This is a genomic window from Microcoleus sp. FACHB-672, assembly GCF_014695725.1.
Lineage (GTDB): Bacteria > Cyanobacteriota > Cyanobacteriia > Cyanobacteriales > Oscillatoriaceae > FACHB-68.
This window is the reverse complement of record NZ_JACJOU010000010.1, coordinates 1-15338: the sequence shown is the minus strand read 5'-3', so window position 1 is coordinate 15338 and position 15338 is coordinate 1. Positions and strand designations below refer to the sequence as shown.

Sequence of the window (15338 nt, the reverse complement as noted above, 5' to 3'; positions counted from 1 at the left end):
CTAATCCTCTGATCCCCTAATATCAACCGTTTTGCCAATCTCTTTTTAGATTGACAGAATTTTATTTTGGTCATAACTAATTATTCGATAAGCAGCCAGCATATTTTTGTGTAAAAACCTGCCAATTTGGCAACATAATCGGCTCGAATTGAGTTTTTATAGCTGTACAGGGATAGGCGTCTTTATATCTGTATAAGAAATGAGTTAGCGAAGGTAAGTGGTAAATCAATACTTTACGACTAACTGCTAACAAACCAACGCTAACAATTGATAACAAAGCAATAATGACAATGGAAACTGCCACCGTTAACCGCTACAGTAACATCACCCCCAATTGCAGCCAAAATCAAGCCAATCCAGGCACAGAAATCCAAATAGCTCAGAAAAACTCCGATAGCAACTTCGCAATCTTAGCAAGGGGGATGCTGGTAGCGATTGATACCACAGTAGAAGCTTGGGAACTGTTAGCAGCCGGCATTCAGAAAGGGGCCGAGGTTCTCATTCTTGACCCCTTCCGTGATGGCATCCAGCAAATCACTGAAGCGCTCACAGGCTCACTCATTTCCCATCTTCATATTGTCTCTCACGGTTCTACCGGCTGCCTTTATTTAGGCAACAGTGAATTAAACCTGGAAACGCTTAATAATTACACCGGCTTGTTGCAGCAGTGGAAAACCGCCTTAACTGATAACGCTGAAATCCTGATTTACGGTTGCAACGTGGCAGCCGGCGAGAAATCTAGCCGCTCTAAAAAATTCACCCCCTCAGCCTCTCTTCTGTGCCGGCTGCACCAGCTAACAGGTGCAAAAATCGCCGCCTCCACCAACCCAACCGGCAGCGCAGCAAAAGGGGGTGACTGGAAACTAGACTTTGCAATCGGCAAAATTACTTCTTCTCTGGCATTTACACCACAAGTCCTGCAAACATACCCAGGCGTGTTTAATTTCGGCCCTGCGACTAACTTTGCAGTGGGGACAACACCCTACTACCTCGCCAAAGGAGACTTCAACGGCGACGGCAACTTAGACATCACTGTGGCAAATGATGCCTCAAACAACGTTTCCGTACTTTTGGGGGATGGCACCGGCAGCTTTACGACGTTCTCTACTGTCGCCCTGCCTGTGGGGGCGAATCCCACGGCTATTATCGTTGCTGATTTCAACAACGACGACAACCTCGATATCGCCACGGCGAACCGCACCTCTGACAACCTGTCTATCCTGTTGGGAGATGGCACCGGCAACTTCACCCTCACCCCCACCCCCCTAGGTGTTGGGGATAGTCCTCGCAACCTCGCAGTTGGGGATTTAAACCGCGATGGCAATCTCGATATCGTCAGCAGCAATAATGTCGGCAACAACCTTTCCGTGCTTTTAGGAAATGGCACCGGCAATTTCACCACTTCCGCAACCATTCCCCTTCCGGGAATGGTTGAACCCCGTCCCCGTCCAGTTGCGGTAGCGGACTTCAACGGCGATGGCAACCCCGACATTAGCGTTGGCAACGCAATCACCAACAATGTCATGGTTCGTTTAGGCAATGGAACCGGCAACAACTTTACCGCTGCCCCCAATATTACCGTCGGCTCTCGTCCCTATTCTGTTGCCGTGGCGGACTTTAACGGCGACAACAACCTGGACATGGCAACAGCGAACCGCAACCTTAATGGTCTTGTTAATAGCAGCACTGTCTCGATCCTCTTGGGGGATGGCACCGGCAACTTTAGCGTTAGCACCCTGACAGGAGCGTGGAGCAATCTCCGTTCCGTCACTGCGGAAGACTTTAACGATGATGGCAACCTAGACTTGGCAGTGTCAGCTTATGACTCAAGTAGCGTCTCTTTGTTATTGGGAGATGGCGCGGGTAACTTTACACCTGGAACGAGTTTTGCGGTGGGGGGTAATCCTCAAACCGTTATCTCAGGGGACTTCAACGGAGATGGCCGGCCCGACTTGGCGACGGCAAACCGGGTAGGCAATACCGTCTCTGTTCTGCTTAATACGACAACGATTGATGCCAACAATATACTCGCCGGTACCGCAGGTAATGACACCCTCAATGGGGGTATTGGTGCAGACACCATGATTGGGGGACTGGGCAATGATATTTATGTGGTAGACAACGCTGGCGACATCACTACCGAGGCGCTGAGTGAAGGGACAGACACAGTTCAATCCTCAATAACTTGGACACTGGCAAATAACCTAGAGAATCTAACTTTAACCGGAATAGCAGCCATCAACGGTACGGGCAATACCCTGAATAACACTATCACAGGTAATGCTGTAGCCAATATACTCAACGGTGGTGCAGGTAGTGACACACTCATTGGTGGTGGTGGAAACGACACTTATGTTGTAGACAGCACCAGTGAAGTGGTTATTGAAGGACTGAATGCTGGCACAGATATTATCTACTCTTCTGCTAATTACACCTTAAGCCCTAATGTAGAAAACCTTCAACTTCAAGGCAGTGCTTACTCTGGCTTTGGCAATGCACTGAATAACAGAATATGGGGTAATGGCGGCAATAACTACCTCTGGGGAGCTGTCGGCATTGATACAATGGAGGGCGGCTTAGGTAGTGACAGATACGATGTAGACAGCACCAGTGAAGTGGTTATTGAAGGACTGAATGCTGGCACAGATATTATCTACTCTTCTGCCAGCTACACCTTAAGCCCTAATGTGGAAAATCTCTATCTCCAAGGCAGTGCTTACTATGGCTTTGGCAATGCACTGAATAACCGAATATGGGGTAATAGCGGCAATAACTACCTCTGGGGAGCTGCTGGCGTCGATACAATGGAAGGCGGCTTAGGTAGTGACAGATACGATGTAAACGGTACCACTGATGTGGTTATTGAAGGACTGAATGCTGGGGTAGATATTATCTACTCTTCTGCCAGCTACACCTTAAGCCCTAATGTGGAAAATCTCTATCTTCAAGGCAGTGCTTACTATGGCTATGGCAATGCACTGAATAACAGAATATGGGGTAATAGCGGCAATAACTACCTCTCGGGTTTATTAGGAAATGACACCCTCACTGGAGCTGTAGGAAATGATACCCTTGCTGGAGGTGTCGGCAGCGATTCGCTTATTGGAGGTGCCGATGCAGACTACTTTACCTTCAACTCTGCCACTGAAGGTAGTGATACCATTACCGACTTTAATCGGGCACAACTAGATAGAATTGTACTTTCAGACAGCGGTTTTGGCGGCAGCTTAACCACCACAACAGGAGTCACACCTGGATCTCTGCTCTCTTCTCAGCTTGTCATTGGCGTTGGGGCAACTAATTCCAATCATCGCGTCATCTACAACTCATCAAACGGCGCGCTCTTCTTTGATTCAGATGGTACAGGAGCAGCCGCGCAGGTACAAATTGCCAGCCTCTCAACAGGCTTAGCCTTAACTAGCAGCGACTTCCAGGTTATTGCATAGAATCGCTAGCCTTTTGCTCAAAAAGTAATTAAGCTCCTTCCCCAATACTCAAAAGCGATTTTTTAGTCATGCCATAGCTTTTTATGTGCATAGCTTTGAAGGGCAAAAAGCAATTTTCAAAACTATCATTTCAGCGATTTCGGGGTGTTCGCCGGCACCCCGTTTTTAATGGAAGCGTAGCGTCTTTACAGCCGGCAGAGCGCGGTGTTAGGCTTCGGGTAGGCTTAAGGTGATCTTGGTCGGTCATTATTTTGTCCTTTGTGTGGGAGAGTGGTCTGCTTAACGGCAGGCTGCTCTCTTTAAATATTTACGCGCTTTGGCCACCCGCTCTCAATTTCTCGGTAAGTTCGTTTAGCCCATCTCTGACAATATCCACTTGTGCCGGCAGTGATACTATTGCCGATTTTACGGATGGGGAAGATTTGCTGGGTTTAAGTGCCGGTTTAACGTTTGAGAATCTCACGATTACTGCAGGTAATAATGCCACTTTAATTCTTGCCGGTGATGAACTTTTAGTCACACTAATCGGCGTGCAACCCAGCTTGATCACTGTCAATGATTTTGTTCAAGTGTAGTTGCACATTTCCTCTGCCTTGCTCAGATGTAAGGCAAAAGGTATAAGACGGTTGGGCTTGAGAAGTTTGCTGCTACAAGTGGAGTAGGGTGCGTGGCTCACGCACCCTATAATATTGAGTGCCGGCTTTACAACAGAACGAAAAGCACAAACTTTAACTTATATTTATTTTATTTAATAATAATAATTACCTCTACACAGACAGATTTTTATTAGTTACAGTAGAAATTGTAGGCGTGTCAAAATCGTGCCACATCTTCTGGAAATTCTTTCAATGCTACAGAACCGAACTCAGCTTCATAATCCTCTCCAGCCTTGAAAATTACTTGTTTCCGTCATTTTCAAGACGGGTTGCGTTGCCAGAAAATTAGCCTTCCTTCACTACTTATCAATCCGCCGGGCTATTTTTACTTGATGAAATCAAACGGATAGTTATCTGCATTTGAGCGGATATTCACCTGGCTATTAAGGCTTTTTGCCCTAGCAGAACGCCTTAAGCTGATCACCTAGATCGTATGTGGGCAATTGTTGCTCATTCTTAACACTTAATTTTGCTGGTGATTAAAGTTTACAAAGCTTTAACTCTGGCGATTGTTAAGGCCGTGTTTAAGTTGCTCTTTCGTATTTTATACTATGCTTAATAAAATTCACTTTATTTCTGGACTACCGCGTTCGGGTTCCACATTACTCTCTGCAATTCTGCGACAAAATCCCCGGTTTCACGCCGGTATGACTTCTCCCGTTGGGGGATTAGTTGAACGGATGCTGGAAGCCATGAGTGAAAATAATGAATATTCTGTTTTTATCTCGCCAGAACAAAAACAAGCCTTAATATTAAGCATTTTTTCAGCTTACTACCAACCCCAAGCAGAGCAAGGCGTTATTTTTGATACCATTTGATACCAACCGACTTTAGTGCGCGAAATTAAGCTTAATTGCGGAATTATTTCCTGATGCTAAAATTATTTGCTGCGTCAGAAATATCGCTTGGGTGATGGACAGCATTGAGCGATTAATTCGCCAAAATGCTTTTGATGTTTCTGGGTTATTTTGCAACGCGACAGAACGGGCAACCGTTTATAGCAGAACTGAAGCCTTAACTCAAGGTGGCAGATTGGTAGGTTTTGCTTATACTGCCCTCAAAGAAGCATTTTATAGCGAACATTCGCATCGGCTGCTGCTGATTGATTACGAGCTATTTACTCAAAGACCCGATAAAACAATCGCCTTGATTTATCAATTTATTAGGGAAGAAAATTTTGGACATTATTATGAAAACGTCGAGTATGAGGCAGCAGAATTTGATGTCAAACTCAAAACACGAGGGCTGCACAGTATCCGCAAAAAAGTTGAATTTCAGCCGAGACAGACCATTCTACCGCCTGACTTATTTGAGCGATTTAACAACCTGTCATTTTGGGCAGAACCAAGCTATAGCAAAGCCAATCTTATGGTAGCCAAACTCAAAGCAAATGCACCCCAAACTCCCTAAGCTTCAATCCACAGACGGATTAAGTTTGTCAAAGCTTTGTATAGTAGATAAAAATCCTGAGTTTTACTACCAGAGGCACAGTTTTTGAGCTAGGAAACAAGCCAATTTAACGCTTCTGGAGTTAAACCATTTTTAATACAGCAAAGCATCGCAGGAATTCAATTAACTCTAAGGAAAAGAGCCAATACTATGAATACCGAAACAAACCTGGGACAGCCGCAAATCATTATTGTCGATCCAACGGTTGAAAATTATCAACAACTGCTCGCCGGCATTGCCGCAAGTACACAAGTAGTCATCCTTGATGGAACCCAAGATGGCGTCGAGCAAATTAACGAAATTATCACCGGCACTTCCAATCTGAGCGCGGTTCATATTATTTCACACGGGAGTCCGGGCAGTTTAAAACTCGGAGCAACCCAACTCAACCGTGAAAACTTAGAAAGCTATTCAAATTTATTGCAGCAGTGGCGAATAAATTTGGGTGAAACTGCCGACATTTTATTGTACGGGTGCGATGTAGCGGCTGACCCGTCTTTTATTGCACGTCTGAGCGAAATCACTGGCGCAGATATTGCTGCATCTGATAACAAAACCGGCAGCAGCGCACTTGGGGCAGATTGGGATTTAGAAATCGCATCTGGCAACATTGAAACGGCAACTCCCTTCTCTGCCGAAGCGATTGAAGATTATGAGTATGTCCTGGCAAACTTTGATGTCACGGTTGCGACTGACGACGGAATTGGCAACACCGCCGGCACGTTGAGTTACGCCATTAAGCAAGCGAATAGCATCGCAGGGGATGACACAATTACCCTGCAAACCAACGTCCGGTTTACAGCAATTCCCCTGACGCTGATTAATAGCAATATAGACATTATTGGCAATAATTTCACCGTCAGTGGGGATGTTAACGGCAATAACACGAACGATGCCGGTGACGTGCGTCCCTTCTTCATCAAGTCAGGCACAGTCAACTTCTCCAACTTAACCATTTCTGGTGGACGGGCGCAGGGGGGAAATGGCAATGGTGGCGGTGCCGGCATGGGGGGCGGTTTGTTCATCTATGCCGGCAGTGTCAGCCTGAACAACATCACCTTCAGTGGTAACACGGCTATCGGTGGCAACGGCGGCAGTGGCGTCGGCGGCGGTGGAGGGATGTTTGGAAATGCTGCCGACATGGGGGGCGGCGGTGGTCTGTTTGGCTCCGCAATCAGCTACAGCGGTGGCTACGGCGGCAGTGGCAACTATGGAGGCTACGCCGGCATTTCCGTTTTCCACTACGGCAGCGGCAGCTACAGCGGCGGCTTCGGCGGTGGCGGCTTTTTCCTCGGCTATGGAGGCTTCGGCGGCGGCGGTGGTGGGGATGACGCCCTGGGGGGCGACGGCGGCTTCGGCGGCGGCGGCTTCGGCGGTGGCGGCTTCGGCGGTGGCGGCTACGGTGGCGGCGGTAGCGGCGGTGGCGGCGACGGCTATGGAGGCAGTTTCGGCGGCAATAGCGGTGACTACACCTACTCAGCAGCCAGCACGGGCGGCGGTGGAGGCGGCTTGGGGGGAGCGATCTTTATTCGCACCGGCACATTAAACCTCAAAGGCACAACCTTCAACAACAACAGTGCCATCGGGGGTGAAGGCAACACCAGCAACACTGCCATCGCCGGCACATGGGCAACTCCTGGCGAAGGTAAAGGTGGGGCCATTTTTGCCATGCAGTCCACAACCAACACCAACGGCAACAACCAGGGGATGCCGTCTAGCCTCCCTATCGTCACGGCAGTCGATGGACTACCCAACTTCAGCGGTAATGACGCTGCCGACAAGGCTGACACTGCTAACGTTAACCCCACGATCCCTGGCGTCGCGCTAGATAACAAGGACGTTTACGGGGTGATGAACGCGACAAATGAGTTGCCGATTGTTAGTACAGTCAGAAAAACAGGAAGTGCCGGCACCGTCATTACTTTTTCGGCAACCGACTTTGAAAGCGCCTTTGAGGATTTAGAGAACCAACCTCTGGGCAAGATTAAAATCACCTCAGTTCCCGGTAATGGAAGTCTGACCTTAAACGGGGTAGCTGTCATGGCAAATCAAGAAATTGATCCCGCTGATTTAGCGAACCTTGCCTTCACACCCAATGCCGATTTCTCAGGCATTATCAGCTTTGGGTGGAATGGGTTTGATGGCATGGATTATGCCATTGCCGGCGCAACAGTTAATCTAGCCGTTGATGTGATTAACTCAGCAACGGACTTTGATGTCACAGTTGAGACTGACGACGGAACCGGCAACACAGCCGGCACCTTAAGCTGGGCGATTTTGCAGGCAAACAACACGGCAGGCGATGACACAATTACTCTGTACGACAAAGTCAGACTCACGGCCAATCCGCAAATCGCAATTGACAGCAATATCAACATTATTGGCAATCATTGCACTGCTAGTGGGGATATCAATAATAACGGGATGAATGATGCCGGTGATGTGCGCCCCTTCTTTGTCAAGTCGGGGGTTGTCAGTTTCTCCAATATGAGTATTACGGGGGGCCGAGCGCAAGGCGGAAATGGCGGTGGTGGTGCTGCCGGTATGGGGGGCGGACTCTTCATTTATGACGGAACGGTGACGCTCAGTAATGTCAGCTTCTCCAACAACTCTGCACTTGGAGGCAATGGCGGTGAGAGCAAAAACTATGGTAACTATGGCGGCGGCGGCTTTGCTGGCAATGGCGACGGCAATGGGGGCGGCAGTGGCGGGTTCTTTGGTGGCAGCGGCGGCAGCAACGGCACCGCCGGCAGCGATGGCATCAGTGTCGATCATGGCGGCACTGCCGGCGATGGTAGCCCTGGCAGTTCTGGTGGCAGTGGTGGCTTGTTTGCTGGCGGCGGGATAGGCGGCGAAGGGGGCAAAGGCGGTAGCGTTAACGGTTATTTAGGCTTTTCAGGTGATGGCGGTAATGGCGGTAGTGGCGGCTTTGGCGGCTTTGGTGGTGGTGGCGGCGATGGTAGTAGTAGCGGCTTTGGCGGCGGTAGCTGGGTCGACCCTTTGATTGCTGGTAACGGGTTCGGCACTAATGGAGATGGCGGTTTTGGCGGTTTTGGTGGCTTTGGCGGTGGCGGTGGTGCCGGCGGCTGGAGCGGCGGTATGTTTGGCGGCTTGGGGGGTTTTGGCGGCTTGGGGGGTTTTGGCGGCGGCGACGGCGGCTTGGGTGGTACTAACGGATGGTATACCAAATGGCCGCCTACTTTGGTTGGCTACACCGAAGGTGGCTTTGGCGGCGGCGGTGCCGGCTTCGGGGGAGCGATCTTTATTCGCACCGGCACGTTAAACCTTAACAACACAATCTTCACCAACAACACCGCCACTGGCGGCACCGGCGCGAACCCCGGCCAAGGGAAAGGTGGGTCCATTTTTGCCCTGCACTCCACGACTAACCCCAACGGCAACAACCAGGGGATGCCTTCTAGCCTTCCCACCGTCAATGTCGTAGGTGGACTTCCCAACTTCAGCGGCAATGATGCTGCCAACAACGCCAACACCGACCTCACAACCTCTGGCGTCGCCGCAGATAATGAGGACGTTTTCGGCCTCATCACTGTTAATACAGTGGTTAAACAAGGCGATGAAGACACGAATCTTGAATTTTCTGCCACTGACTTCAGCAGCACCTTTGATGAAATAGATGGGGAGAATTTAGCCAAAATTCAGCTCACCTCGGTGCCTCAAAATGGCACGCTAAGTTTAGCCGGCAATGAGGTAACGATTAACCAAGAAATTGCGTTTGCTGAACTCAATAACCTGCTCTTTACACCGAATGCCAATTTCAATGGAATTGCTACCTTTAACTGGAATGGTTCAGATGAATCGGCTTATACAACGACAGGTTACACGGTTAGCTTGAATATCGCAGCCGTTAACGATTCACCAACGTTATCAACAGTCATTAACGACCAAAGTGCGGTGCAAAATGCCGACTTTAATTTTACCGTTCCTCAGAATACTTTCATCGAGGTTGATGGCGACACTACTTACAGTGCCAGTTTGGAAAATGGCGGTGCTTTGCCAAGTTGGTTAACCTTTAACTCAACAACGCGCACATTTTCAGGAAAGCCGGTACCCAATGATTTAGGCGCAATTAATATTAAAGTAACCGCATCTGACGCAGTGGCAAGTGTCAGCGATGTGTTTACTTTAACCGTTAACGAAACGGAGAATATTGCGCCTACAGTATCAACGCCAATTTCAGATACCCAGGCGACGGCGGGAACACTTTTTAGCTATATCTTCGCGGACAATACGTTTGTTGATGCCGATGGCGATGCGCTGACTTCTACGGTGACGCTGCCGGATGGCACTGCACTGCCGGCATGGTTGAGTTTCGATCTGCAAACACGCACTCTCTCCGGGACACCCCCAGAAGGGACGGCATCGACGTTTGATATTTTGGTGACGGCTAAAGATACTGCCGGTGCGAGTGTCGGTGAGCGCTTTAACTTGGCGGTGAGTGATCCAACACCTAACCCAACACCCACACCTAACCCAACACCCACACCGGCACCCAACACCCACACCGGCACCCACAGCAACACCCGGCATTGCGGATCTAGGAAATCTTGCACTTGGCATCCCCATCATTCCCAATATCAATGAAGTTGAATCTAGCCTTAATGGCGGCGAAGAGAATGATACAATCACCGGCACAAATGCAGCCGAAGTCATTTATGGCTTTGCCGGCGATGATTGGATCTTTGGCAGTGGCGCTAATGACAATCTCATCGGCGGTGACGGAATTGATATTTTATTTGGAAATGCCGGCGCTGATTATATCGATGGCGGCAGTGATATTGACACGATCCTTGCCGGTAAAGACAATGATGTTGTCTTAGGACAAGATGGGGATGATTTCCTGTTTGGTGAACAGGGAAAAGACACGGTTACTGGCGGTGCCGGCAATGACTATATTAATGGTAATGCCGATAATGACACCCTGGATGGGGGTAATGGTAATGACACAATCAATGGCGGCAAAGATCATGATCTGATTATTGGAAACCTAGGCGAGGATCTGCTGCTCGGAGATCTCGGCAACGATACGATAGTTGGCGGTGATGGTAACGACTATCTCAACGGCAATGTGGGCAATGACATCCTCGATGGTGGTGATGGGAATGATACCCTCCACGGCGGCAAAGACGATGATATCCTGTTAGGAAATACCGGCAATGATACGCTAAGCGGGGATGCCGGCAATGATGCACTCTACGGCAACGCAGGTGCAGATCTTTTGGAGGGCGGTGATGGGAATGATACCCTCCATGGTGGTAAGGATGATGATACGCTCATCGGCGGCGATGGTAATGATATCCTCGGTGGGGATTTGGGGAATGACAGCTTAATCGGTGGTGCCGGCAGTGATCTCTTTGTCCTGAAAGTCGGTGCCGGCAGTGATACGATTGCCGATTTCACGGATGGTGAAGATTTGCTGGGTTTAACTGTCGGTTTAACCTTCGAGAACCTCACCATTATTGCTGGTAATAACACCACTTTAATCAGTGCCGGTGATGAACTTCTCGCTACCCTAGCCAGTGTGCAACCTAACTTAATTACTGCAAGTGATTTCGCCACAATCTAATTGACATCAAAATCAACAGGAGTCGGGTGCGTGACTCACGCACCCTTTTATATTGAGCGCCGACTCCACAAAAGAATAGAAGCAAAAATAAATTTATGCACTGTTATTAAAAATAATCAAGTATAGGCAGCCAGGTTTTTGTTAGTTAGAGTAGAGACTGTTGGCCTGTCAAAAATGGTGTCATGCGTTATGGAGATTTTCTTCAGTGGTACAGCTACCCAACTCAACCTCAGAAACTTCTCCAGCCTTGTTCGCGTCATTTTATTCTTTACGGGTTGCACAGGCAGGGAATTCGCATAGCCTTCACCACCCATCAATCTAACCGACTCTTTTTACTGGGATGAAACCCAAACAGATACTTATCTGCATTTGAGCAGATATTCACCCAGCTATTAAGGCTTTTTGATACAGCAGAGCGCCTTAACACGAGTATCTAGATTGCAGGGGTGACAAATTGTTAATTATTCTTCACACTTAATTTTGCCGGTGTGGAAAGTTCATAAAGCTTTAACTGTAGCGATTCTTGAGGCGGCTCGCATCTGTTCAAGTTACTCATTTTTGTTTTATATGATGCTGAATCAAATTCACTTTATTTCTGGACTACCGCGTTCGGGTTCCACATTACTCTCGGCAATATTGCGGCAAAACCCCCGTTTTCACGCCGGCATGACTTCTCCTGTGGAGGCATTAGTTGAGCGGATGCTGGAAGCCATAAGCGAAAACAATGAATATTCTGTTTTTATCTCGCCAGAACAAAAACAAGCGCTGATTTTCTATTGCTTGGGAGAATGAAGCAATGCGGAAATTTTCCCAACGCCGAATCGAGCCTTATTTAACTTTTTGCAGTGAAGCTCGGCACTCAGTTAAGTAAGTTTAAACACAGAGAGGCCGGCACAGAAAAATAGCCGAGGTCTAGCAAAGAAAGTCTGCAATCAGACTTGACCCATGACTGATAACAAAATGAGGAGAAACTAAAAATGGCAAATTTCACCCAACAAACCTTCACCAACCCCTTCAACCTCACGGATGTGGGGTATTGGAGCACCCCCACCTTAGGCGATATTGACGGCGACGACGATTTAGACGCCTTTGTTGGGGCAAGTGACGGCAACACGTACTACTACCAGAATACCGGCACCGCCAGCGCCCCAGCCTTTGCGAACCCCCAAATCAACCCCTTCAACCTCACCAATGAGGGGTATTGTGGGTCCCCCACCTTAGGCGATATTGACGGCGACGACGATTTAGACGCCTTTGTTGGGGCAAGTGACGGCAACACGTACTACTACCAGAATACCGGCACCGCCAGCGCCCCAGCCTTTGCGAACCCCCAAATCAACCCCTTCAACCTCACCAATGTGGGGCAATGGGCTTCCCCCACCTTAGGCGATATTGACGGTGACGGCGATTTAGACGCCTTTGTTGGGGACGCTTACGGCAACACGTACTACTCTCAGAATATCGGCACCGCCAGCGCCCCAGCCTTTGCGAACCCTCAAATCAACCCCTTCAACCTCACCAATGTGGGGTCTAATGCGTCCCCCACCTTAGCCGATATTGACGGCGACGGCGATTTAGATGCCTTTGTTGGGGAACGTGAGGGCAACACGTACTACTCTCAGAATATCGGCACCGCCAGCGCCCCAGCCTTTGCTGCTCACCTAACCAACCCCTTCAACCTCACAGATGTGGGGTTTTACGCCGCCCCCACCTTAGCCGATATTGACGGCGACGGCGATTTAGACGCCTTTGTTGGGACAGATGACGGCAACACGTACTACTACCAGAATACCGGCACCGCCAGCGCCCCAGCTTTTGCCGCCCCCCAAACCAACCCCTTCAACCTCACCCATGTGGGGTCTAATGCGTCCCCCACCTTAGGCGATATTGACGGCGACGGCGATTTAGACGCCTTTGTTGGGGCACTTTACGGCGACACGTACTACTATCAGAATACCGGCACTGCCAGCGCCCCAGCCTTTGCGAACCCTCAAGCCAACGCCTTCAACCTCACCCCTGTGGGGTCTAATGCGTCCCCCACCTTAGCTGATATTGACGGCGACGGCGATTTAGACGCCTTTGTTGGGGCAGGTGACGGCAACACGTACTACTACCAGAATATCGGCACCGCCAGTGCCCCAGCCTTTGCCGCCCCCCAAACCAACCCCTTCAACCTCACCAGTGTGGGGCGTTATGCGTCCCCGACCTTTGCCGATATCGACGGCGACGGCGATTTAGACGCCTTTGTTGGGGCAGATGACGGCAACACGTACTACTACCAGAATACTGGCACCGCCAGCGCCCCAGCCTTTGCCGCCCCCCAAACCAACCCCTTCAATCTCACGGATGTGGGGGGTTTGGCGTCCCCCACCTTTGCCGATATTGACGGCGACGGCGATTTAGACGCCTTTGTTGGGGCAGGGGATGGCATAATTCACTACTACCAAAACGACGCCCTCACCCTCAGCATTAGTGCCGGCACTTCTCCAACAGAAGCGGGAACCGTCGGCACCTTTACCCTCACCCTCACCTCACCGGCAACGGATGGTGGCATCACAGTTGCTTACACAGTAGGGGGTACAGCGACCAATGGCACCGATTATACTGCTTTACCAGGAACTGTAACCTTTGCCGCTGGGGAAACCACTGCCACCATTAATGTTGTTGTCACTGATGATGGGATTATTGATCCAGACGAAACCGTTACCGTCACCCTCACCGACGGTGCTGCTTATAATCTAGGCGCAGCACCTAATCGTAGCGCCACACTCACCATAGCGGATATCCCAGCCACTAACGATTCACCTACATTATCAACGGTGATTAATGACCAAAGTGCAACACAAAATATTGGCTTTAATTTTACGGTTGCAGACAATACTTTCATTGATGCTAATGGTGATAACCTAACTTACAGCGCTAGCTTAGAAAATGGCTCAATTTTGCCAAGCTGGTTAACCTTTAACTCAACAACGCGCACGTTTTCAGGAACACCGGCAGCGGATAATTTAGGCGCAATTAATATTAAAGTAACCGCATCAGACGCCGAGGCTTCTGTCAGCGATGTGTTTACTTTAACCGTTAACGAAACGGAAAATACTGTCCCAACAGTATCAACACCAATTTCAGATACTCAGGCAACGGCGGGAACGCTCTTTAGCTATACCTTCGCGGAAAATACGTTTGTTGATGCGGATGGCAATGCGCTGACTTATACGTTGACGCTAGCGGATGGTAGTCCCTTACCGGCATGGTTAAGTTTCGAGGCACAAACACGCACGATTTCAGGGACGCCACCAGAAGGGACGGCGGCGACGTTTGATATTTTGGTAACGGCTAAAGATAGTGCCGGTGCGAGTAATAGTGAGCGCTTTAACTTGGCGGTGAGTGCTACCACACCCACTCCTACACCTAACCCAACACCAACGCCGGCACCCACACCTAACCCAACACCAACGCCGGCACCCACACCGGCACCCACACCCAACCCAACACCAATACCTAATCCAACACCAACACCAACGCCGGCACCCGCTCCTAACCCAACGCCGGCACCTACAGCAACACCAAGTCTCGGCATTGCAGATCTAGGAAATCTTGCACTTGGCATCCCCATCATTCCCAATGTCAATCAAGTTGAATCTACTCTGAATGGGGGTGAAGAGGATGATACAATCATCGGCACAAATGCAGCCGAAGTAATTGATGGCTTTGCCGGCGATGATTGGCTATTCGGCAGTGGCGCTAATGATAATCTCATTGGCGGTGACGGAATTGATATTTTATTTGGAAATGCCGGCACTGATTATATCGATGGCGGCAATGATATTGACGTAATCTTTGCCGGTAAAGACAATGATGTTGTCTTAGGACAAGATGGAGATGATTTACTGTTTGGTGAACAGGGAAATGACACGGTTACTGGCGGTGCCGGCAATGACTATATCAATGGCAATGCCGATAATGACACCCTGGATGGTGGCTTAGGTGATGACACCATTTTTGGGGGCAAAGATAACGATCTCATTATTGGAAACCTAGGGGCGGATCTGCTGCTGGGTGATCTCGGCAACGATACTATTGTTGCCGGTGATGGCAACGACTACCTCAACGGCAATGTGGGCAATGATCTCCTCGATGGTGGTGATGGGAATGATACCCTCCACGGTGGCAAAGACGATGATATCCTGATTGGCAATA

The 15338-nt window shown here is 49.4% G+C and carries 9 protein-coding genes; all 9 read left to right on the top strand.

Going from position 1 to position 15338, the window contains the following annotated elements; all coding sequences use genetic code 11:
• The first annotated feature begins 284 nt into the window (after positions 1 to 284).
• Entirely contained in the window at positions 285 to 3446 is a 3162-nt protein-coding gene (locus H6F56_RS06220) for a DUF4347 domain-containing protein (protein ID WP_190665998.1), read from the top strand.
• A 251-nt stretch (positions 3447 to 3697) separates the two neighbouring features.
• Positions 3698 to 4021: a hypothetical protein gene (locus H6F56_RS06215; RefSeq protein ID WP_190665997.1), complete on the top strand. Its 324-nt coding sequence runs from the start codon at positions 3698 to 3700 to the stop codon at positions 4019 to 4021.
• Between the two features lie 632 nt (positions 4022 to 4653).
• Entirely contained in the window at positions 4654 to 4920 is a 267-nt protein-coding gene (locus tag H6F56_RS26175; protein ID WP_242031887.1) for a sulfotransferase, read from the top strand.
• Positions 4921 to 4954: 34 nt separating this feature from the next.
• On the top strand, positions 4955 to 5512 hold the full coding sequence (locus tag H6F56_RS26170) for a sulfotransferase (protein WP_309236458.1): 558 nt from the start codon (positions 4955 to 4957) through the stop codon (positions 5510 to 5512).
• 189 nt (positions 5513 to 5701) lie between these two features.
• Complete coding sequence (locus H6F56_RS27020) at positions 5702 to 10156, top strand: DUF4347 domain-containing protein (protein WP_305076115.1); 4455 nt, start codon at positions 5702 to 5704, stop codon at positions 10154 to 10156.
• Entirely contained in the window at positions 10101 to 11138 is a 1038-nt protein-coding gene (locus tag H6F56_RS26755) for a calcium-binding protein (protein WP_309236457.1), read from the top strand. The genes H6F56_RS27020 and H6F56_RS26755 overlap by 56 nt, the downstream gene beginning before the upstream one ends.
• 182 nt (positions 11139 to 11320) lie before the next feature.
• Positions 11321 to 11482, top strand: coding sequence for a hypothetical protein (locus tag H6F56_RS06190; protein ID WP_190665995.1), 162 nt, complete (start codon positions 11321 to 11323; stop codon positions 11480 to 11482).
• Positions 11483 to 11624: 142 nt separating this feature from the next.
• Entirely contained in the window at positions 11625 to 11930 is a 306-nt protein-coding gene (locus H6F56_RS06185) for a sulfotransferase (RefSeq protein ID WP_309236453.1), read from the top strand.
• 185 nt (positions 11931 to 12115) lie between these two features.
• On the top strand, positions 12116 to 15338 hold a 3223-nt coding region (locus H6F56_RS06180), incomplete at its 3' end, for an FG-GAP-like repeat-containing protein (protein ID WP_190665994.1).

What these genes read in the sequence shown, in the direction of transcription:
- H6F56_RS06190 (WP_190665995.1), top strand. Translation starts at nt 11,321, where the DNA reads ATGCGTTATGGAGATTTTCTTCAGTGGTACAGCTACCCAACTCAACCT.
- H6F56_RS27020 (WP_305076115.1), top strand. Translation starts at nt 5,702, where the DNA reads ATGAATACCGAAACAAACCTGGGACAGCCGCAAATCATTATTGTCGAT.
- H6F56_RS26175 (WP_242031887.1), top strand. Translation starts at nt 4,654, where the DNA reads ATGCTTAATAAAATTCACTTTATTTCTGGACTACCGCGTTCGGGTTCC.
- H6F56_RS06220 (WP_190665998.1), top strand. Translation starts at nt 285, where the DNA reads ATGACAATGGAAACTGCCACCGTTAACCGCTACAGTAACATCACCCCC.